Genomic DNA, 21,733 nt, shown 5'->3' with positions numbered 1-21,733 from the left:
CTGGATTTTCAGGGTGATGAACACAGGGTAAATTGCGCCCCGTTTTTACCTTTCCCCCGGTCAATCCGCTACACTAACGTCGCTTATTTCACCGGGAGTCAGGGATGTCTGAACTTCATTTACCTGCCGATCAGCAATTTTTTGCCGATTTGTTAAGCGGTCTGGTGCTCAATCCGCAGCGGCTTGGGCGCGTCTGGTTTGCCGGGCAGCCACGCATGCTGCAAACGGGCAGCGTAAGCCTGGAGTGGCCGAGGCTGGACGTGGTGCTGCGCGGCGATTACACCAACCGGCTGGACGACAAGTCGCAGCGCCTGGGCGAAGGCGAAATGCTGTTTATCCCGGCGCGGGCGGCAAACTGTCCGCTGTTTGATAAGCCGGTGATGGTGTTAAGCCTGGTGTTTGCCCCCGCCTGGCTTGGGCTGACCTTTCACGATGCGCGCGGACAGGCGGCCTCGCATACGGTGCGCAAAATCGAACTGCCGCACCCGCAGCGCGGGGAAGGGGAGGCGATGCTGACCGCACTGACATATCTGAGCCGCACGCCCGGCGAGCAGGACATTATTCAGCCGCTGGTGCTGAGCCTGCTGCATCTGTGCCGCAAAGTGGTTCACACTCAGCCGGGCGCGGTGCTGCCGCGTGCGGATTTTCTCTACCAGAGCCTGTGCAACTGGATCCAGGATAACTACGCCTCGCCGCTGTCGCGCGAGTCCGTCGCCTCGCTGTTCAACATCACGCCGAACCATCTTTCACGGCTGTTTTCACAGCAGGGGACAATGAGTTTTGTCGACTACGTTCGCTGGGTGCGAATGGCGAAAGCGCGGATGATTTTGCAGAAATATCACCTGCCGGTAGCAGAAGTGGCGAAGCGCTGCGGTTTTCACGACAGCGACTATTTTTGCCGCGTTTTCCGGCGTCAGTTTGGCCTGACGCCGGGGGAGTACCGCGCGCGTTTTCAGTAACTCAGAGCTGAATTTCCGCCTGCAACAGCGCGAGGATCGTTTCGCTGTCTTGTGCGTCGAATAGCGTCTGGCGGAACGTCTTATTCACCAGCTTGCGCGCCAGTTGCGAGAAGACCTTCACGTGATTCATGCCTTCGTTTTCGCCAAGGGTCAGCATAATCACAATCTCCACGTCCCCCATATCTGAACCCCAGTCCACCGGCTGCGGCAGGCGGGCAATGCTGATGCTGGAGTGGCGCACCCACGGTGATTTGGTGTGCGGAATGGCCACGCCAAACCCAACGGCGGTGGTGACAATCTCTTCACGCTGCCAGATATCCTCCTCCAGCGCCTGCGGTGCGTCGGTGCGTCCGTGCAGCGCCAGATTACCGCACAGATACTGGATCACCTGCTCGCGGGAGGTGAGCGGTTCGCCAACGCAAATGGTTTCCAGCGCCAGCAACGGGCGGGGTGCTTCCGGCTGGACCTGGCTTGCCAGCAACTGTTCGATCTCGTCGGCGCTGCGGCACTCGCAGGCCTGCTGCGCAAGCGCGATGCAGGCTTCGCTGTCTGACTGGCGCACCAGCGATTTGATCGGCGCAATGCGCGGCCCGCTCATGCTCAGTTCGTCCAGCCCCAGGCCTATCAGCAGCGGCAGATAGCGGCTTTCGCCCCCCAGTTCGCCGCAAATGCCGACGCGCTTATGGTGGCGGTGCGCGGTGCTGATAATCTGGCGCAGCATCCGCAAAAACGACGGTGTAATGGGATTGTAGAGCGGGGAGACGCGCGGGTTATTGCGATCCACGGCGTACAGGTACTGGGTCATGTCGTTGGAGCCGACGCTAAAGAAATCCACCTCTTCGCAGAAGTGATCGATGATAAAGCACACCGACGGCACTTCCACCATGATGCCCAGCGGCAGGTCGGCGGAAATGCGCAGCCCCTCGGCCTTCAGCGCGCTGCGCACTTCGTTGAGCAGGTTTTTCACCCACAGGATCTGGTCGAGACTGTGCACCATCGGGATCATCAGCCGGGCATTACCGAAGGCGCTGGCGCGAACAATCGCCCGCAACTGGGTGCGGAACAGGTCGGCAAATTCCGGGTAGATGCGCACCGCGCGATAGCCCAGAAACGGGTTTTCCTCCTGCGGGATCGGCAGATACGGAATGTGCTTGTCGCCGCCGATATCCACGGTGCGAAAGATCACCGGCCGCTCGCCCGCCGCCATCAGCACCTGCTGATAGGCTTCGAACTGCTCCTGTTCATCCGGCGCGCTTTCCCGGTCCATAAACAGCATTTCCGTGCGGAACAGCCCCACGCCTTCCGCGCCGCTGGCAAACGCCCCCGGCGCTTCCAGCGCGCTGCCGATATTGGCGGCGATCTCAATCGCCTTGCCGTCGCGGGTGACGGCGGGCAGGCCAGCGTCCTGACTTTGCTGCTGGTGGCGGCGGTCAGCCAGTTTTTGCGCCACCCGGTAATAACCCTGCACCGCCTCGTCAGGATCGGTCACCAGCACGGCGCATTCCGCATCCAGAATAGCGGGCTTGCGGTCATGCAGACTCAGTGACGCGCACGGCAGCCCGCTTAACACCGGGATCGCGGCGGCGCGGGCGAGGATCAGGGTGTGCGAGGTGCGGCCCGTTTTCTCCAGCACCATGCCTTTTAACTGCTGCCGATCCAGACTTAAAAACTGGCTCGGCGTGATGTCTTCGGCAACAAGGATCGTCGGTTCATTCAGCGTCAGCGTATTATCAGGGCGCAGATCCGGCCAGGTGATGTGCAGTAGCTGCTCGCTGATATCCCGAATGTCGCTGACGCGCTCGCGCAGATAGTCGCTGGCGGAGGCGGCGAGTTTAGCGCACACCTGCTCCATATTGCCGATGATGGCCTGCGCCAGGCTCAGGCGCTGCTCGCTCATCAACCGGCGAATGTTGCCGCCAAACTCATCATCCTGAATCAGCGACAGATGCGCGCTGATAATGGTTTTGCTCTCGCCATCAAGCGTCTGCGACTGCTGGTTTAGCTGCCATGCAAGCGCCGCCAGACTGTGTTCCAGCCGCGTACTGTCTTCGGGGCTGGCGGGGATCGCCCGGTAGCCGTCCAGCGAATCGTTCTGCCAGAGGCGCAGCGTGCCGCGGCCAATGCCGCCCGCCAGCGCAGTGGCGTAAATCAGGGAGGGATTTAACCGGGCCAGCGATCGCGGCAGCGGAGTGGCGGTGAGCGGCGCTTGCGGCGCGGGTGCGCTGTCGCTGTCGATAAACTGATGCTTAAGATAGTGCTCCAGCACCCGGCGGGCCTGCTCTTCGTCGCTGCCGTTAATCTCCAGGCGGCAACTGTCGTTAAACAGCGTGCCGGTGCCGACCAGCGCCAGCGAGCTTTTGGCATCGGCCTGCGTGTTAAGCCGCTCGTTGATAAAACGAATGTCACTGTGCCAGGCGGCGCACTGGGCTTTTAACGCCCAGGCCGGACGCGCATGCAGGCCGTTAGGCAGCGGGCAGAAAAAGGCGATCGTTAGCATAAAGACTCCCTGGTACGCAGAAAACTAGCTGAAATCCGTCAGACTGCGGACATGGTGTGCATTAAAGGTGCGGGCAAGCGCCACCAGCAAACGGTGGCAACTGGCAATGTCATTCAGATCGGCAATCGACGCCGCACAGTGGCCGTGGCGCGTCGGCGGTCCCATCACAATCGTGGGAATGCCGCTGCCGGTCAGGTGGATCGCGCCGCCGTCGGTGCCGCCGTTGCTGAACATATCCTGTTGCAGGCGGATATCGTTCGCACGCGCGATATCAGCGATATGCTGCGCGAGACGGGGCGGGGCCACCATCGATTTATCGTACAGCACCAGCATCGGCCCCTGACCGATCTGCCGGTGATTGGCGGCACTGAAATCGAAATTATTCCCCCAGCAGGCGGTGTCGAGCACCACCGCCACGTCCGGCTGCACGGTATGCGCCGCGGTTTTCCCGCCGCGTAAACCGACTTCTTCGCTGGAACTGGCCACCAGCCACAGTTCGCACTCCAGCGGCGTGGCGTGAAGCTCGCGCAGCAGAGTGAGTAACAGATAGCAGCCGAGGCGGTCATCAAAGGCTTTACCCATGATCCGCTGGTGGGGCAGGCGCTGAAAATCGCTGGCGAACGTCACGCGATCCCCCGGCGCAATGCCCGCCTCGGTGACCTCTTGCGCGGTACATGCGCCGATATCGACGCGCAGGTTTTCCCCGCTGGCGTCACCATCCAGCAGGCCGGAGATTTTATGCCCCTCGCGGGTGGTAATGCGCACCGGCTGCAGCATTCGCGCGGTTTTGCGCACGTTGCCGATGGGCAGCACGTCAATCGCCCCGTTACTGCCGATGCTGCGCACCATAAAGCCGACTTCATCCATGTGTGCGCAGATCATTACTTTCGGCCCCGGATGTTCATTCAGGCGGATCAGCACCGATCCGAGGGCGTCAAACTGTACGGCTTTGCCGTACTTTGCGGCCTCTTTCAGGAAGATATCGCGCACTTCCTGCTCAGAGGCAGCAATGGCGTCGGCGTTGCTCAGCGCCGCCAGCAATTCAACGTCCATTCGACTCTCCTGTCAGTTGCAGATCGGTAGGCTGCTGATAGAGCACCTCCGCGCCGCCCGCCGTCACCAGCACCATATCTTCGATGCGCACTCCGCCGCGATCCGGCAGGTAAATGCCCGGCTCGACGGTGAGCACCATGCCAGGCTGCAACAGGGTGGTGTCGGTGGGGGAGAAGCGCGGGTTTTCGTGAACGTCGATCCCCACCGCGTGCCCGGTGTTGTGACCGAAGTAGTCCCCGTAGCCCGCGTCGGTAATGATCTGCCGGGCAGTGGCATCAACCTGCTGGCAGGCGACGCCGGGGCGGATCGCCTGGATCGCCGCGCGTTGCGCGCGCAGGACGATCTGGTAGATCTCATACAGCGGGTGTTTTTCTGGCGTTGTGTCGCGTCCGGCGACGAGGAACGTCCTCGTCAAATCGGAGCAATATCCCTGGTATTGAGCGCCAAAATCGAGGGTGACAAACTCACCCGCGACAATCACTTTTTCTGAGGCTTTGCCGTGCGGTAAGGCCCCGCGCGCGCCGCTGGCAACAATGGTGTCAAAGGACGGTTTTTCCGCCCCTTGCTGACGCATAAACCATTCCAGCTCCGCCGCCACTTCCCGCTCGCGCATCCCGGCTTCTATAAACTGGCGGATATGTTCGGCGGTGGTGTCGGCGATCCGGCAGGCTTCGCGGATCAGCGCCAGTTCCGGCGCGGTTTTAACTTGCCGCAGCGCATCAAGCGATACGCTCACAAGCGTGGCATTAAAATTCTCGCGCCACTGCGAACCGGTCTGCCAGCTCACGTGCTCACCTTCAAAACCCAGCGTCGTCAGGCCTTCATCGGCAAGGCACTGGTTAACGATGGCGGCCAGCGTGTGCTGACTGTCGAGCAAATGCAGGTGATATCCCGGCGCATTAACCTGCGCGAGGTAGCGAAAATCCACCAGGATATGCGCCTGCTGACGCGTGATCAGCACGTAACCGGAGCCGCTGGAAAATCCCAGATGCGGCTGTTTATTTTGCCGGGAGGCGATCAGCACCGCATCGATGTGCGAGGCCTTAAGCCAGTCACGCAGGGTGGCGAGCAACGTCATGATCATTTCCTCAGAGCGTGTCGATAATGAGTTTGCCGCGACGCCAGAGCAGATGCCGCGAGAAAATCACCAGACCGGCGGTAATCACCGCGCCGAGTAAAATCCCGAACATATAGACGCCGAGATTGGTTACCAGCGGCCAGGCCCAGATAGCGGATTCCGGGAACCACTGCACCGCGCCGAGCCAGACGGCGGTGGTGGAGCCGACAATCGCGCCGATCATGTAGGACGGGATCGCCGTTAACGGGCTTTCCAGTGCGAACGGGATCGCCCCTTCGCTGATGCCCATAAAGGCCAGGAACATGGCGGTTTTGCCCTGCGGATAGAGCTGGGCGCTGAACAGCCGTTTGCCGGTCAGACGCTTATCGAGCAGCGTCGCCAGACCCAGGCCAATCGACGGGATCACAATGGCGATGGAGCGCGCGGTCACCGGGAGTACGTGATCGGTGGTAAAGCTGAAGGCGACAAATCCGGCCGCTTTATTGATGGGGCCGCCAAGGTCGATGGCGGTCGCGGCAGAAATCCCTACCGCATACATCAGCACGCCTTTTTCGCCTGCGGCGGTGAGCAGGGTGCGGATGCCGCCGTTGATCCAGCCGCCGAACGGAGTGATCACGTAGTACATCGCCAGCATCACGAAAATGGCAGACAGAATTGGCAACAGGAAGGTCGTTTTAAACGCCAGCAGGTAGTCGGGCATCTGGAATTTTTGATTCATCCATTTCACCAGATACCCGGCGACGATGGAGATAATCAGCGCACCGATAAAGGTGGACGGGATCGGTGCGGTGGTGCCCCATTGCAGCGTGGTCGGATCGAAATTGAGGATTTGTGTCGGCTGGGTGGACATCAGCCCGCCGATAAAGCCTGCCGGAAAAGCCAGTTTGCCGCCGATGGAGTTCGCCACAAACGCGGCAAACATCGGGATCGCAAAGCCAAACAGTACGCCGCCAAAGGACTGGGAAAGCCAGGCAAACTTCAGCAGCGAAAGGTCAAAACCGGTGAATTTGCCGGAATTTAACGCATCCATAATGCCGGTATCTGCCGGGATATCGAGCCAGCTATAGGCGATAAGTTGTGAAAACGCGAGGATCACGCCGCCCATGATAAGCGTGGGAACCATGCGTGAAATGCCGGACATAATATGCTGCGGTAACTCACCCCAGAAGCGACTACGGGTGGCCGGAGAGCTTTTTACCATCGTTGCGGTCCCGGACGGGTCGGCAACCACGGTGGCGCTACGTTTTTTAATGGCCATGGTGACTATCCTGTTGATGGAAATTACTGTTCGGCGGCGATCATCTCTTCGATTTCTTTCAGGGTTCCGGCCGCGTTTTTAATGGCATCCTGCAGGGTGATTTCATACACATCACGGCTTTCAAAGCGCTCGTTATCTTCCGGCGTGATAGCAATGGCATGAATGATGATGGTGGCTTCCGCAATATCCTGCGCCGTCAGGCGATTCTGAATGCCGTCTGCGCCCTGGGTTTCGATTTTGACTTCATAGCCCGCTTCGATGGCTGCATCTTCCAGTGCCTGCGCCGCCATAAAGGTGTGAGCCAGTCCCATCGGACAGGCGCAAAGTGCGATTAATTTCTTTGCCATGATGAACTCCGTGTGTGGGTGACGGGAGGATTATGGGCGGCGGGCGCCAGGTCAGTTACCGGATAAATGATGCAATGGCAGGATTTTTGATGCGGGTGTGGTGAAGTGTGATGCGGGTTGGATTATCAGGAAATGTGATGAAAACGGAAGAAAAGACCCCTCACCCCGGCCCTCTCCCCAGGGGAGAGGGAGTAGTACGTGCCTCGCCTGAGTCAGTCGATCCCCCTCTCCCTAAGGGAGAGGGCCGGGGTGAGGGTGTTCAAAGCACCCTCTCCCTGAGGGAGAGGGTTGGGGTGAGGGTGTTCTAAGCTCCCTCTCCCTGAGGGAGAGGGTTGGGGTGAGGGTGCTCTAAGCTCCCTCTCCCTGAGGGAGAGGGCCGGGGTGAGGGTGTTCTAAGCTCCCTCTCCCTCAGGGAGAGGGCTGGGGTGAGGGTGCCCTGAAAGGAGAAGTCTGGGGTGGGGTGAAATCAATACCCCACTTTATCCAGCACAAAGCGTTTTCCGCAGTTGCCGGGATGCGGCTGCGGCACAAACGACGTCGCTGCGAGCGGCGCATTGATCGCGCGGGCGTCCAGCGCGATTTGCATCTCGGTGAGATAAGCCGGTTTACCGTTGCAGGTCAGCTTCACCGCTTTGATGTTCGCCGCGCCGTATGCCTTTGCAAACGCGCGGTCAAACTCCTCGCGGCTGATGGTTTTGCCGTAATTGTCTGCCAGAAATGCCCCCAGCGCGCTCTGTTTGATCTCGCCGTTCATCCTGACCATAGCGCCGAAGTAGGCGTCGGGATCGAAGCCGAAACAGACGCCGTGTTTGGCGTATTCGTAGCGCTCAAGACAGCTATTGCCGCCCGCGCCCGGCATCACTTCGTTGAGTTTTGCCGCGCCCTCCAGCGACAGGCCGGTTTGTTCTGCGGAACATTTGCGGCTGGCGCGGGCTTCAGGTGAGTTGGGGATCGGGCGGGTGGCGCAGCCAAAACGCATCCAGCGGCGCTCATCGACGCCGCGGGCGGCAATGGATTTAGGCAGCGACGGCCACAGGCCGTGCACGGTTAAAAAATCGCTTTTTTGCGGCAAATCGGTTTGCAGACGGCATTCGTCAGGTTCATCACGCTTGCGGTCATGCTGGCTCTGGCAAAATCCGGTCTGCCAGGAGAGCGCCAGCACGTAGCGGTCAAAATCGGCGTACTGCGTGGGCGCGAGCGGGGCGGCAGCCATCGATGAGAGCGGCAAGGCGACGACTGAAAGCGCGATGTTTCGCCAGAAGGAAGTCATAGGGAAGCCCGTTAATGATAAATGCGCTGAATTTGTTGGTATTAAAGCATAAAAAAAGCCGATCAAGGGGAATTGACCGGCATGAAAGAAAAAGCCCTGATAGCGTGTGTCGCTTAACCCGCCACGCCCGGCACGAGGATTTCGGTGGCGACAATTACCACGATCAAACCAACAATGACCGGCACAGAGGTGCGTTTAACCACTTCGAAAGGCGAGATTTTTGCCATCCCGGCAACCGCGACCACCACGCCGGAGACCGGGGAAATGGTGCGGCCAAGGTTTGAAGCCTGAAGCATCGGAATGGACAAATAGGCCGGGTTAATACCGGATTCGTGCGCCAGTTTCGGGATCATCTCCACAAAGGCATAAAACGGTGCGTTACCGGAGCCGGTGGTCATCGCCGCGAGCATGGTGAGGATCACCAGCACCAGCATCAAAATAATGCTGGCGGAGCCGAACGAGGTGGCGATGGAGATCAAACTCTGGATAAAGCCGATGGTGCTTAAACCCTGGGCGAAAACCCCGGCAGCCACCAGCAGCATCACCACGCCCGCAAAGGCGTCGGCCATGCCGCGATACGCCACTTCAAGGCCGGAGAAGACTTTTTGCGTATTGAAGCCGCGCACAAATTCCAGAATCGCCGCCAGCAACATGCAGATCACAAGGATGGTGATAATGTGCAGTTCCGGGCCCCATTTACCGTCAAAAATCAGCACCCCGATAATCGGCGTAAACGGCAGAATGGCGTAAAACGACGGCGCGGTGGTGGTGATGTCATTCACATCCAGCATTTCCGCCGTGATGTTCTCTTTTTTATCCAGATAGCGTTGCCAGAAGTAGTGGGCAATCGCCATACAGATAATGGCGGCGATGGAGATCGGCAGCGTGGTTTTGAATGCAAAATCGATCAGCGGCATTTCAGCGGCTTTGGCAGCCAGCACCACATCGCCGGAGGTAGGAGAGAGAATAATGGCGGCAGGGGAGGCGCAAATCGCGGCGGCGGCACCGCGGCTGATGCCGACGTTGACCATCACCGGGAACAGCGTCGCCATCAGCAGTACGCCAAGACCGGTCGCGGAAGACACCGCCAGCGACATCAGGCAGGCCACAAAGTAAGCGGCAATCATCAACAGATAAGGCGAGTTAATGTAGCGCAGCGGTTTGGAGGCCAGCTTGACCACCATATCGTTTGCGCCGATATGCGTCATATAGGCCGCAAACCCGCAGAGCATCATGATCATCATGCCCAGGTCGCCGCCACGGCTCATTAATAAAATCTTGATGTATTCGACGATATCGGTGGCGTTATAGCCGGTGCTGGTGGCGCTGGCCGGCAGCACTTTATGGCCCATCAGCGCGCTGACAATCAGCAGCAGAAGGCCACCCACAAACAGTACGCCGGTGGCTGAGTAGCCTTTGATGATGTAGCGGGCGACGCCCACAATCACCACCACGCCGATCAGCAATTCAATAAAGGTTAACATGGTATCCCCTGGCAGACAGACACCGGTGATGGTTGTCCGTGACAAATAATCAAATAACGATAGAGAGGCGCAATGTGCCGAATTAATGGGCAAAAGTAGCTGATTAAAATCAATAAACTGACTAGTAAAGCAGCTTGTCGTGCAATTTTGTTAATCATCCGGGAAATAGATTGATCTTCAATTAATCATTTCAAAGAATATAAAATGAAAATTAATTGAGTGTTTTATGAAAATAAAAAGTTAATAATTATGTTGGTTTGCGTAGTATTTCCTTCCTGAATGAAAAATAATTAAAAACCGCTTTAAAAAATTATTAATTGTGGTTTTACTAAACTCCTCTTTTTCGCGCCTGATGACGGTTATGCATACCCACTGGATCTGTCGATTACGTTTTCTGAAGCGCCATCTGTTGATGGTGCTGATGGCGTTCGGCTGGCTGCTGATCCAGAGTCAGGTGGCGGTGGCGTCCCACGACTGCGATGTCAATGTGCAGGGCGAAAGCATGATGCTTCAGCACATGGCGCACTGGCAGACCGCGCGTGCGCCGGTGCCCGCGCAGATGATGAGCGCGCCGCTGTGCGACAAACACTGCGTGCCGGATGTGGCGCAAAAAGATACCGGTCATGCCCCGCTAGTGGCTATTCCTGCGACGCTTGCGGTCGCCGTCACCTTGCCGCACTGTGACGAAACCCCCACCTCTGCCTGGTCTTTAACCCCTCCCGCCGTGGGACCGCCGACAACCATCCGGTTTTGTCGGTTCCGTGAATAGAAACCTGTTAATTCGCATCCCTTTTTTATTGTCGATTAACAGGAGTTTTATTATGCGTTTTTCCGTTATTTGTGCGCTCGCGGGCGTACTGCTGTTTTCTGCCGCTCATGCTGCCCCGGCTCACGATATGGCGCACCATGCTGCAACCCCTCAGGTTTACCATGCGCTGGGCGTGATCAAAAAAGCGACCCCGCAATCCCTTTCTATTGCCCACGGCACGATTGCCGATCTCAACTGGCCGCCGATGACCATGACGTTTTTACGTCCTGCAGACGCGGAACTGCCGGATGTGCAGCCTGGCGATAAGGTCAGCTTTGACTTTATTCAGGGCGCGGCAGGCTACCAGATTGTTTCATTGACGCCGCAACGCTAAGCCGGAGAGACAATGAAACAACACACACTGAGTCTGTGGCTCGGTGGGGTGATGCTGAGTGTTATGTGCTCCGCCGCGCAGGCGGAGTCATGGACGCTCGCGCAAACCCTGTCCGCCGCCCAGCGCTACTCCGCTGAACTTTCTGCCCGCCATAACGAGGTGCAGGCACTGGATGCGATGGCGGATTCCGCCCGCCAGTTGCCCGATCCGAAACTGAAATTTGGCCTCGAAAACCTGCCGGTGCAGGGCAACAACGACCGCCGTTTTACCCGCGAAGGCATGACCATGCAGCGCATCGGCGTGATGCAGCAGTACGTCAGCGCGGAAAAACGCGAGCGTAAAGCGCAGACCCTGATCGCCGAAGCGCAAAGCGTCCAGGCGCAGGCGCAAACCACGCGCGCCGCGCTGCAACGGGATACCGCCCAGGCGTGGCTGGATCTGGCGCTCTCCCTTCAGGCGCGGGACGCCGCGCAAAAACTGGTAGCGGAAACCGTGCAACAGCAGGGGGCGCAAAAAGCCAGCGTCGCGGCGGGCAGTGCAGCGCCCAACAGCGTGCTGGCGCTGCAAATGACCCTCAGTGCGATGCGCGATCGGCTCACACTGACAGAACGCGATGTGCAACTGGCGCAAACCCGCCTGATGCAGTTGACCGGGGAAAACGTCACCGCAGTCAGTGGCGCGCTACCGCACTACGAACGGCTGCCTGCCGATGAGAAAACGCTGATCGACGGCGTGAATCAGCACCCGGAAATGATCGCCGCGCAGCGTGAAGCCAACACCGCCAAAGCCCGTTCCGCGCAATCGGCAATTGCCGCTATTCCCGATGTGGAAGTGGAGGTCTATTACGGTCATCGCTCGGAAGGCAACGACGATCTGGCGGGCGTCATGTTTACCGTCGATTTGCCGCTGTTTCGCGCCCAGCGCCAGGACCGGGATCACGCCGCCGACCTGTCGCGCACGATGCAGGCCAATGATCAACTGGCGCAAACCGGGCGCGAGCATCAGGCCCAGGTGCAGGCGCTGATAGCTCAGTACCGGGCGGCGCAAACCCTGTGGTTGCGCCAGCGCGATGAAATTTTACCGCTGTGGCAGCAGCGGGTGCAGTTGCTGGCCGCACAATACCGCGCCGGGCAGTCCGAACTGCCAGAGGTGCTGGAGGCCCGTCGCAGCCTGCTGGAGACGCGGCTTGGCATTAATCAGGCTGAAAAAGAGATGGCGCAAAGCTGGGCCGCGCTGCGCTGGCTGATCCCCGAGGAGTTAGCAGAATGAACCAATGGAAAAGTGTGGCGGCGCTTGTCGTCATCGGGCTGGCCGCGGGCGGCGGATATTATTTCGGGCAACGTCACGACGCGCCCGCCGCGCAAACGCCGGAGCGCCAGGTGCTCTACTGGTACGATCCGATGATGCCTACCGAACGTTTTGATAAGCCGGGCAAATCGCCGTTTATGGATATGGATCTGGTCCCGCGCTACGCCGATGAAACCCCGGCTGGCAGCGTGGCAATCAGCGCCAGGCAGCAGCAAAATCTCGGCATGACGGTGGCCCGCGCGGAGAAACGGGCGCTGGCTCCGGCGTTTTCCGCCTTCGCCACCGTGACCACCGACGAGCGCAGCATTCAGGCGGTTCCCGCGCCTGCAAACGGGGTAGTGGAAACGCTGTTTGTTCGCGCCCCGCAGCAGTGGGTAAAAGCCGGGGAGCCGCTGGCGCAACTGTGGATCCCGCAGTGGACGGCGGCCCAGCAGGAGTATCTCGCCGTTCGCCAGTTGGGTGATGCGGCACTGACGCGGGCGGCGCGGGCGCGGCTGGCGCTGCAATTTATGCCGGAATCCATTGTGCAGGAGCTGGAGCGTCGCCATCAGCCGCAGACACGCTTAACCCTGCGGGCGAAACGCGCGGGATTTGTGGTGAAGCTCGACGCCCGCGAAGGCGCACAGGTGACCGCCACTCAGCCGCTGTTTGAAATCGCCAGCCTCGATCCGGTCTGGCTGGTGGTGGACTACTCGCCGGGCCAGGCGCAGGCATTGCGCGTGGGCAGCGAGGTCAGCGCCACCGCCGCTGAGGGCGGGGAGGTGTTTCACGGGCGGGTGAGCGAACTGTTGCCGCAGCTTGATCCCACCACCCGCACGTTGAAAGCGCGCATCGTGCTGGAAAATCCGGCGCAAAAACTGCGGCCCGGCATGTTCTTAACCGTCACGCAGAGTGCCGCCGCCGCCCAGCCAGCGGTGCTGGCGGTGCCGGAAGAGGCGCTGATTGATACCGGCACGCAACGTCGGGTGCTGGTGGCAAGCGGCGACGGCTATTTCAAACCGGTGAACGTGACAACCGGGATCACCGCCGGTGGCTGGACACAGATCGTCAGCGGGCTACAGGAAGGCGATAACGTGGTGACCTCCGGCCAGTTCCTGATCGACTCCGAAGCCAGTCTGCGCAGCGCGCTCCCCGCGTCTCCCGCGCAGGATGCGACGCATAACCACACCATGCCGATGGAGGACGCGAAATGATTGCTGCCGTGATTCGCGCCTCGCTGCGTAACCGTCTGCTGGTGCTGCTTGCCGCCATTGTGATGGCGTGCTGGGGCGTGTGGTCGCTCGCCCGCGCGCCGCTGGATGCGCTGCCCGATCTCTCGGATGTGCAGGTGATCGTGCGCGCCAGCTACCCCGGCAAAGCGCCGCAGATTATCGAAAACCAGGTCAATTATCCGCTCACCACCACCATGCTGTCGGTGCCGGGGGCGAAAACCGTGCGCGGATTTTCGATGTTTGGCGACGCGTATGTGTATGTGCTGTTTGACGACGGCACCGATCTCTACTGGGCGCGCTCGCGGGTGCTGGAGTATTTAAGCCAGGTGCAGTCGCAACTGCCCGCCGGGGTCAAGGTGGAACTGGGGCCGGATGCCACCGGGGTGGGGTGGATTTATGAGTATGCGCTGGTCGATCGCAGCGGCAGGCACAATCTGGCCGATTTGCGGGCATTACAGGACTGGACGCTGAAGTTTGAGCTTAAAACCGTGCCCAATGTGGCGGAAGTGGCAAGCGTGGGCGGGATGGTGCGCCAGTATCAGATCGTGCCCGATCCGGCCAAAATGCGCGCGCTGTCGATCACCCATGAACAACTGGTGACGGCGGTGCAGGCGGCGAACCAGGAGAGCGGCGGCGCGGTGATTGAGATGGGCGAAGCCGAATTTATGGTGCGCACCAGCGGCTACCTGAAGGATCTGGCGGAATTTCGTGAGGTGGTGATCGACAGCCGCGGCGGGGTGCCGGTGCTGCTTTCCGATGTCGCCAGCGTGCGCCTGGGGCCGGAGTTGCGCCGCGGCGTGGCGGAGTACAACGGCGAAGGGGAAGTGGCGGGCGGGATCATCGTCATGCGCTACGGCAAGAACGCGCTGGAGACGTTACATGCGGTGAAAGCGAAACTTTCGGCGTTGCAGAAAACGCTGCCGGAAGGAGTGGAGATCGTACCGGTATATGACCGCTCAACGCTGATTGAACAGGCGGTGGAGACGCTGACTCACAAACTGATTGAGGAGTTTGTGGTGGTGGCGCTGGTCTGCACGCTGTTTTTATTTCATTTTCGCTCGGCGCTGGTGGCGATGGTTTCATTGCCGCTGGGCATTCTGGGGGCGTTTATCGTGATGCACTATCAGGGCATCAACGCCAACATTATGTCGCTCGGCGGGATTGCCATCGCCATCGGCGCGATGGTGGATGCGGCGATTGTGATGATTGAAAACATGCACAAAGTGCTGGAGCAGTGGCGGCACGATAATCCGGGACGCGCGCCGGGATCGGCGGATTACTGGCGCTTATCGGAACAGGCAGCGGTAGAGGTTGGCCCGGCGCTGTTTTGCAGCCTGCTCATTATTACGCTGTCGTTTATTCCGGTGTTCTCGCTGGAATCGCAGGAAGGGCGGATGTTCTCCCCGCTGGCGTTCACCAAAACCTGGTCGATGGCGGTGGCGGCGGGACTGGGGATCACGCTGGTGCCGGTGCTGATGGGCTATTTTATTCGCGGGCGCATCCCGGATGAGAAAGCGAATCCGGTTAACCGCTGGCTTATTCGCGCCTATGAACCGCTGCTGGATAAGGTGCTCGCCTGGCCGAAGGTGACGATTGCCCTCGCCGTGCTGCTGCTGTGCGTCACGGCCTGGCCGCTCAGTCGTCTCGGCAGTGAGTTTATGCCGCCGCTCGATGAGGGTGATTTACTCTATATGCCCTCCACGCTCCCGGGGATTTCGGCGCGCGAGGCCGGGCGTTTACTGCAGCAAACGGACCGCCTGATCAAGCGCGTGCCGGAAGTGGAGAGCGTCTTCGGCAAAGCGGGCAGAGCGGAGACGGCGACCGATCCGGCCCCGCTCACCATGCTGGAAACGACCATCCGCTTTAAGCCGCGCGACCAGTGGCGACCCGGCATGACCACCGCGAAACTGATTGAGGAGCTGGATAAAACCGTCACCGTGCCGGGGATTGCTAACGTCTGGGTGCCGCCGATCCGTAACCGTCTGGATATGCTGGCGACGGGCATTAAAAGCCCGGTCGGGATTAAGGTGAACGGTAACAATATTGGTGATATCGAGCGGGTGGCGCAGCAGATTGAGCAGGTGGTGAAATCGGTGCCGGGGGTGACGTCGGCGCTGGCGGAGCGACTGAGCGGAGGGCGCTATGTGGATATCACTATTAACCGGGCGCAGGCGGCGCGCTATGGTGTGTCGGTGAAGGAGTTGCAGTCGCTGGTGTCTACGCTTGTCGGCGGGGAGAACGTGGGCGAAGTGCTTTCCGGGCGCGAGCGCTATCCGATTAATATCCGCTACCCGCGCGGGTTACGCGATAACGTCGACAATCTGCGCCAGTTACCGGTGATGACCACGTCTGGCAGTCAGATCGCGCTGGGTGAACTGGCGGAGATCACGCTGAGTGAAGGGCCGCCGATGCTGAAAAGCGAGAATGCGCGGTTGTCGAACTGGATTTATGTCGATCTGCGCGGGCGGGATCTGAAATCGGCGGTGGAGGAGATGCAGGCGCGGGTGGCGGAGCAGGTGGCGCTGCCGCAGGGGGTGACTCTCTCCTGGTCCGGGCAGTTTGAGTATCTGGAGCGCGCTACGCAAAAGCTGAAAGTGGTATTACCGGTGACGCTGTGTATTATTTTTGTCTTACTTTTTATTACCTTCCGGCGAATCTCAGACGCCCTGTTAATTATGGGGACATTACCCTTCTCATTAATTGGCGGCGTGTGGCTGTTGTGGCTGCTGGGATATAATTTGTCGGTCGCAGGGGCGGTGGGATTTATCGCCCTTGCCGGTGTCGCCGCGGAATTTGGCGTTATTATGGTGCTCTATTTAAATCAGGCTCTTGCGAAATATCGCATCCATGAGGAACAGACGGAAAACCGGCATGTGATACAGGCGATCCATGAGGGCGCAGTGCTGCGCGTGCGGCCAAAAGTGATGACGGTCGCCACCATCATGGCGGGGCTGCTGCCCATTATGTGGGGCGGTGGCACCGGATCGGAGGTGATGAGCCGTATTGCCGCGCCAATGATCGGCGGCATGATCACCGCGCCTCTACTTTCTATGTTTGTTATTCCTGCCGTCTATTTACTGTTGCATCGTCGCGGTTAATCGTTAGCGCCCGGAATAGCCGGGCGCTATTCCGGGATAAGATTCATCTTATATCAGGCGCTTCTTTACGTATTTTTTCAGAGCATCCCCATTTCGTTAAGGATTCATTCATATAAATTATGTAACCCTGCTGGTTGAATATGAAAAATGGTCATTGAGCTGTGGTGGTTTTGAATAAATTTGCGTTTTTTGTTTTATTTATTTGTGTTCAATCGGGTATAGCGAGTGCGGCTGATAAAGGCTGGTTTTCGACACTGTCTGATAACGTGGCGCAGACCTGGCAACAGCCTGAACATGTGGATGCGTATGTGCCTGCCATTACCTGGCACGCCCGGTTTGCCTATGACAAAGAAAAGACCGATCGCTACAACGAACGCCCGTGGGGCGCGGGGTTTGGTCAGTCCAGGTGGGATGAGAAAGGCAACTGGCACGGGTTGTACGTCATGGCATTTAAAGACTCCTATAACAAATGGGAGCCGATAGGCGGCTACGGGTGGGAGAAAACCTGGCGTCCGCTGGCTGACGAAAATGTTCACGCAGGGCTGGGTTTTACGGCGGGTGTTACGGCGCGTGATAACTGGAAGTATATTCCTGTTCCGCTGGTGTTACCGCTGGCCTCAGTGGGTTATGGTCCGGCAACGTTTCAGATGACATACATTCCGGGGACCTATAATAACGGCAATGTATACTTCGCCTGGATGCGTTTTCAGTTTTAATGGCGGTGTTTTTCATCCCGGAAGGTCAGGACTTCTTGTTGTCTGACTGAAAAGGGAATAACGGCGCATATTGAAAAAACTTAGCGACATTTATCACTTTTTCGTAAATATCGACTGGACAAAACCCACGACAATTGTTGTACTGATACCCGACACAGCATTTGTGTCGTTTTTTCATGTAAAGGTAATTTAGATGTCTAAGATTAAAGGTAACGTTAAGTGGTTTAATGAGTCCAAAGGATTCGGTTTCATTACTCCGGAAGATGGCAGCAAAGATGTGTTCGTACACTTCTCTGCAATCCAGAGCAATGGTTTCAAAACTCTGGCTGAAGGTCAGCGCGTTGAGTTTGAAATCACTAACGGTGCCAAAGGCCCTTCTGCTGCTAACGTAATGCCTATCTAAGTTAGCGATAAGACAGAATTCAAAAACCCGCTGAGAAGCGGGTTTTTTTTCGCCTGATTATTGCGCATTGACCGTTGAGAAAAGCCAGAATGCCAGCGCGGTCATCGCAAATGAGCCGAACAGGTTCAGCGCCACATTCAACAGCGCCCAGCTAAAACGCCCTTCCTGTAACAAAAACACCACTTCCGCCGAAAAGGTGGAGAAGGTCGTCAGGCCACCGCAGAAGCCGGTGGTGATCAGTAATTTCCACAGCGGATCGATATGCGTCAGGCGATTAAACCACGCCAGGCCTGCCCCGATAATAAACGCGCCGAGCAGATTGGCGGTCAGGGTACCGACCGGGATCGCAACGTGTGTGGGATTTAACCGCAGACTTAAAAACCAGCGCAGGACGCTGCCCGTTCCGCCGCCAATAAACACCGCAAAAAGAAGTTGTGCCACCTTGAGTTCCCGATAATTGATTTGTTCGGGTGATGAGTGTAATGCTGAGGGCCTCTTCTGGCTATTATCAATTTCGGAGTCAACACCATGATCGTCGCAGCCGGACAATTCGCGGTAACCCCGCACTGGGAAACCAACGCTGACACCTGTGTGGCGCTGATGGCGCAGGCGGCAGCGCATCAGGCTGCCCTGCTGGTGCTCCCCGAAGCCTTGCTGGCGCGCAGTGATGACGATCCGCATCTGTCGGTGAAGTCGGCTCAGACGCTGGATGGCGGCTTTTTAACACGCGTTCTGAACGAAAGCCGCCGTAACAGCATGACCACGGTACTGACCGTGCATGTGCCGTCAGCGGCGGTTGCGGGCAGGGCGGTGAACACGCTGGTGGTGATCCGCGAAGGGGAAATTATTGCCCGCTATGCCAAGCTCCATCTCTATGATGCGTTTAATATTCTGGAATCCACGTGGGTGGACGCCGGAGGCGAAGTCGCCCCTGTTATTGAGATTGCGGGAATCAAAACAGGGCTGATGACCTGCTACGATTTACGCTTCCCGGAGCTGGCGTTGACGCTGGCGTTACAGGGGGCTGAACTTCTGGTATTGCCGGCGGCCTGGGTACGCGGTCCGCTTAAAGAGCACCACTGGGCCACGCTTTTAGCCGCACGCGCGCTGGATACCACTTGCTATGTGGTAGCGGCAGGGGAGTGCGGCAATAAAAATATCGGCCAGAGCCGCATTATTGATCCACAGGGCGTGACGATTGCCGCCGCCGCAGAAGCTCCACAGCTAATTTTTGCCGAGGTAACCCAGGCGCGTATTCATGAAACGCGGGAAAAACTGCCGGTTCTTCGCAACCGCCGCTTCGGTCCACCACAATTATTGTGATGTTTTTTTAAACAACACTTGATTCACCTTGTTACAGATTGCTATTGTGTGCGCGCGCCAGATGACCGTTAATACTGTCAGGTTATAGGGCGCATTTCGCAGCCAGGTTTAAGTAAAGAAGGTATTTATGGGTGAGATTAGTATTACCAAACTGTTGGTAGTGGCCGCACTGGTTGTGCTGCTGTTTGGTACCAAGAAGTTGCGTACGCTGGGTGGTGACCTTGGCGCTGCTATCAAAGGCTTCAAAAAAGCCATGAATGATGACGACAACGGCGCGAAAAAAACCGCTGATGCTGACATCACAGCAGAGAAACTCACTCACAAAGAGTGACCGGTCTGCAAAAAAAAACCGCCTGAGGGCGGTTTTTTTGTCTGCGTCTGTAACGAGTTGTAACGCGCTTATTTCACTTCCAGACCTTTTGCCTGCATATCGGCGTGGTAAGAAGAACGCACGAACGGGCCGCATGCTGCGTGGGTGAAGCCCATCGCCAGCGCTTCCGCTTTCATCTCATCAAACTCATCCGGACTGACGTAACGCTGCACCGGTAAGTGGTGACGGCTCGGTTGCAGGTACTGGCCCAGCGTCAGCATGGTCACGCCGTGGCGACGCAGATCGCGCATCACTTCAACGATTTCAGCGTTAGTTTCACCCAGGCCGACCATTAAGCCGGATTTAGTCGGGATATCCGGGTGCGCTTCTTTAAAACGCTCCAGCAGCTTCAGCGACCAGTTATAGTCCGCGCCCGGACGCACCTGGCGGTAAACGCGCGGTACGTTTTCCAGGTTGTGGTTAAACACATCCGGCGGAGTGGCGGTGAGAATGTCCAGCGCGCGATCCATACGACCACGGAAGTCAGGCACCAGCGTCTCAATTTTAATCGTCGGGCTTTTTTCGCGGATCGCAGTGATGCAGTCAGCGAAGTGCTGAGCGCCACCGTCACGCAGATCGTCGCGGTCAACGGAGGTGATGACCACATAGCGCAGCGCCATATCCGCGATGGTTTGCGCCAGTTTAGCGGGTTCATTCGCATCCGGTGCCACCGGGCGACCATGCGCCACGTCGCAGAACGGACAGCGACGGGTACAGATAGCACCGAGGATCATAAAGGTGGCGGTACCGTGATTGAAACACTCCGCAAGGTTCGGGCAGGATGCTTCTTCGCAGACGGAATGCAGCCCGTTCTTGCGCATAGCCGCTTTGATACCCTGGATACGGGAAGAGTCAGCCGGAAGTTTGATTTTCATCCACTCCGGTTTTCTTAACAGGGCTTCACGCTCTGTCACCACGTTTTTAACCGGGATAAGGGCCATTTTATCGGCATCGCGGTATTTAACACCGCGTTCCATCACAATGGGTTTACTCATAGCGTGCGTGTTCCAGTTGCGAATAACGAAGGAAAGCGTTTCAATTCAAGGGAATGTTGTATTTATCAACTATTTTTGAATCGCCTGCGTCGCAGTATACCATTGAAAAGGGGGCTAAAGCAGCCTGAGTGGCCGCTAAAATGTAAAATAGTTGTTGTTTTGTGCCATTTGCCCAACATGCTTATGCCGCAAGCCCAGGCGAAAACCGCGCTCAAAAAGACTGGGTTATCACGTTAATGACATTTTCCAGCACCGGATCGCGTAAACTTAACTTATTGTAATAAAGCGATATTTCAATATTTTCACTGTTAACGGGCGGGAAGGGTATTTCAGCAAGCGGCCAGCAGGCGCTGAAAAGGGTGAATAAACGCGAGGGCATCAGGGCCAGCAGGTCGCTGTTACCGATGAGTGCCGCAACGGTAAACATATTGTAACTGCTAAAACTCACCTGCCGCTCCGGAAAAATTTCATGGATCCGCTGGCGCAGTGAACTCAGATTCTGCCCTTCCAGCATCAACATTGCATGTTCATATTGCTGGAAGGTTTGCGTGTTGAGCGTCTGCGACAGGATCGGGTGACCCTGACGGCAGACCAGCATCAGCCTGTCGGCATACAGCACGTGATGGCTTAGCGCCCGCGCGCTGGGCAGATGGGTGTCGATAATTAAATCGGTCTGAAACTGGCTGAGCTGGTTTTCGCCATCCACCACCGGAATATTGCGCAAGAGTAGCTGCGGGGTCTCTTTTTTAATCGCCTGATAAATCGTGGGAATGACCAGCGCGCCCAGCGACGGCGGGGTGCCTATGGTGATTGTGCGTTGTTTATCGTAGCTGCCGGTCAGATCCAGCGCGCCGAGAATAGATTCCAGCCCCTGGCTGATATATTCATGTAAATGCGTGGCATAGGCGGTCGGTGTGACGCCCTGGCCTTTACGAATAAACAGCGGATCGGGAAAGATGGTACGCAGTTTTTGAATAGACTGACTGATCGCAGAAGGGGTGAGATTAAGCACTTTCGCCGCGTTGACGATACCTTTGTGCACATATACTGCCTCAAAAATAGTCAGTAAATTAAGATCAATATTACGCAGCGTACGGAAGATTTGCGGTTTATCTTCCTCGGGACGTCGATTTTCCGGACGATCGTTGTAATCCACGCGTCAACTCCATGTTTGTCACATCTTTAATAATAGTTGAGATTATATTTTTGCCATTATTAATA

At 57.6% G+C, this 21,733-nt stretch carries 20 protein-coding genes; 10 read left to right on the top strand and 10 right to left on the bottom strand.

Annotation, left to right across the window (positions count from 1 at the left end; genetic code table 11):
• Positions 1 to 104 precede the first annotated feature (104 nt).
• Positions 105 to 959: a helix-turn-helix domain-containing protein gene (locus tag BM373_RS06950; protein ID WP_090460701.1), complete on the top strand. Its 855-nt coding sequence runs from the start codon at positions 105 to 107 to the stop codon at positions 957 to 959.
• 1 nt (position 960) lies between these two features.
• Here the strand turns inward: BM373_RS06950 and ptsP are convergent, their stop codons facing one another.
• From ptsP to dcuC, 7 genes are all read right to left on the bottom strand, one after another.
• Positions 961 to 3,456 (bottom strand): phosphoenolpyruvate--protein phosphotransferase, encoded by a 2,496-nt coding sequence (ptsP, locus tag BM373_RS06945; protein WP_090460700.1) that lies wholly within the window; start codon positions 3,454 to 3,456, stop codon positions 961 to 963.
• A gap of 24 nt (positions 3,457 to 3,480) precedes the next feature.
• Entirely contained in the window at positions 3,481 to 4,509 is a 1,029-nt protein-coding gene (ypdE, locus tag BM373_RS06940) for an aminopeptidase (protein ID WP_090460699.1), read from the bottom strand.
• Positions 4,499 to 5,587, bottom strand: a complete 1,089-nt coding sequence (gene ypdF, locus BM373_RS06935) for an aminopeptidase (RefSeq protein ID WP_090460698.1) — start codon at positions 5,585 to 5,587, stop codon at positions 4,499 to 4,501. Before ypdF ends, ypdE begins: the two co-directional genes overlap by 11 nt.
• A gap of 10 nt (positions 5,588 to 5,597) precedes the next feature.
• A complete protein-coding gene (locus BM373_RS06930; protein WP_090460697.1) occupies positions 5,598 to 6,845 on the bottom strand; it encodes a PTS fructose transporter subunit IIC in 1,248 nt (415 codons plus the stop codon).
• 23 nt (positions 6,846 to 6,868) lie between these two features.
• Entirely contained in the window at positions 6,869 to 7,192 is a 324-nt protein-coding gene (locus BM373_RS06925) for a PTS fructose transporter subunit IIB (RefSeq protein ID WP_090460696.1), read from the bottom strand.
• A gap of 466 nt (positions 7,193 to 7,658) precedes the next feature.
• A complete protein-coding gene (gene rna, locus BM373_RS06920) occupies positions 7,659 to 8,462 on the bottom strand; it encodes a ribonuclease I (RefSeq protein ID WP_090460695.1) in 804 nt (267 codons plus the stop codon).
• 113 nt (positions 8,463 to 8,575) lie between these two features.
• Positions 8,576 to 9,946, bottom strand: a complete 1,371-nt coding sequence (gene dcuC / locus BM373_RS06915; RefSeq protein WP_090460694.1) for an anaerobic C4-dicarboxylate transporter DcuC — start codon at positions 9,944 to 9,946, stop codon at positions 8,576 to 8,578.
• A 361-nt stretch (positions 9,947 to 10,307) separates the two neighbouring features.
• Between dcuC and BM373_RS06910 the strand changes: the two genes are divergently transcribed.
• The 7 genes from BM373_RS06910 (at position 10,308) to cspE (ending at position 17,824) form a co-directional block, all read left to right on the top strand.
• Positions 10,308 to 10,715, top strand: a complete 408-nt coding sequence (locus BM373_RS06910; protein ID WP_090460693.1) for a hypothetical protein — start codon at positions 10,308 to 10,310, stop codon at positions 10,713 to 10,715.
• A gap of 52 nt (positions 10,716 to 10,767) precedes the next feature.
• Complete coding sequence (locus BM373_RS06905; protein ID WP_090460692.1) at positions 10,768 to 11,088, top strand: copper-binding protein; 321 nt, start codon at positions 10,768 to 10,770, stop codon at positions 11,086 to 11,088.
• 12 nt (positions 11,089 to 11,100) lie between these two features.
• Positions 11,101 to 12,357: a TolC family protein gene (locus BM373_RS06900; RefSeq protein WP_090460691.1), complete on the top strand. Its 1,257-nt coding sequence runs from the start codon at positions 11,101 to 11,103 to the stop codon at positions 12,355 to 12,357.
• Positions 12,354 to 13,589 (top strand): efflux RND transporter periplasmic adaptor subunit, encoded by a 1,236-nt coding sequence (locus BM373_RS06895; protein WP_090460690.1) that lies wholly within the window; start codon positions 12,354 to 12,356, stop codon positions 13,587 to 13,589. Before BM373_RS06900 ends, BM373_RS06895 begins: the two co-directional genes overlap by 4 nt.
• Positions 13,586 to 16,705 carry an efflux RND transporter permease subunit gene (locus tag BM373_RS06890; protein WP_090460689.1) on the top strand — a complete coding sequence of 1,040 codons (3,120 nt, stop codon included), beginning with the start codon at positions 13,586 to 13,588 and terminating at the stop codon, positions 16,703 to 16,705. The genes BM373_RS06895 and BM373_RS06890 overlap by 4 nt, the downstream gene beginning before the upstream one ends.
• Positions 16,706 to 16,875: 170 nt before the next feature.
• Positions 16,876 to 17,421, top strand: coding sequence for a lipid IV(A) palmitoyltransferase PagP (pagP, locus tag BM373_RS06885; protein WP_371261100.1), 546 nt, complete (start codon positions 16,876 to 16,878; stop codon positions 17,419 to 17,421).
• A gap of 193 nt (positions 17,422 to 17,614) precedes the next feature.
• On the top strand, positions 17,615 to 17,824 hold the full coding sequence (cspE, locus tag BM373_RS06880; protein WP_004100146.1) for a transcription antiterminator/RNA stability regulator CspE: 210 nt from the start codon (positions 17,615 to 17,617) through the stop codon (positions 17,822 to 17,824).
• 57 nt (positions 17,825 to 17,881) lie between these two features.
• On the opposite strand, the gene crcB is transcribed toward cspE, so the two are convergent.
• Positions 17,882 to 18,265 carry a fluoride efflux transporter CrcB gene (gene crcB / locus BM373_RS06875; RefSeq protein ID WP_090460687.1) on the bottom strand — a complete coding sequence of 128 codons (384 nt, stop codon included), beginning with the start codon at positions 18,263 to 18,265 and terminating at the stop codon, positions 17,882 to 17,884.
• Positions 18,266 to 18,352: 87 nt separating this feature from the next.
• On the opposite strand from crcB, the gene BM373_RS06870 reads away from it, so the two are divergent.
• The gene (locus tag BM373_RS06870) at positions 18,353 to 19,147 is read left to right on the top strand and encodes a deaminated glutathione amidase (RefSeq protein WP_090460686.1); all 795 of its coding nucleotides are present in this window, start codon (positions 18,353 to 18,355) and stop codon (positions 19,145 to 19,147) included.
• Positions 19,148 to 19,274: 127 nt separating this feature from the next.
• Entirely contained in the window at positions 19,275 to 19,478 is a 204-nt protein-coding gene (tatE, locus tag BM373_RS06865; protein ID WP_090460685.1) for a twin-arginine translocase subunit TatE, read from the top strand.
• A gap of 68 nt (positions 19,479 to 19,546) precedes the next feature.
• Here the strand turns inward: tatE and lipA are convergent, their stop codons facing one another.
• Positions 19,547 to 20,512, bottom strand: coding sequence for a lipoyl synthase (gene lipA, locus BM373_RS06860; RefSeq protein ID WP_090460684.1), 966 nt, complete (start codon positions 20,510 to 20,512; stop codon positions 19,547 to 19,549).
• Positions 20,513 to 20,723: 211 nt separating this feature from the next.
• Positions 20,724 to 21,668: a YbeF family transcriptional regulator gene (locus BM373_RS06855; RefSeq protein ID WP_090460683.1), complete on the bottom strand. Its 945-nt coding sequence runs from the start codon at positions 21,666 to 21,668 to the stop codon at positions 20,724 to 20,726.
• Positions 21,669 to 21,733: the final 65 nt, after the last annotated feature.

The organism is Enterobacter sp. kpr-6 (assembly GCF_900116015.1).
Lineage (GTDB): Bacteria > Pseudomonadota > Gammaproteobacteria > Enterobacterales > Enterobacteriaceae > Enterobacter_D.
The sequence above is the reverse complement of the archived record's forward strand: the minus strand, read 5'-3'. Positions and strand labels throughout refer to the sequence as shown.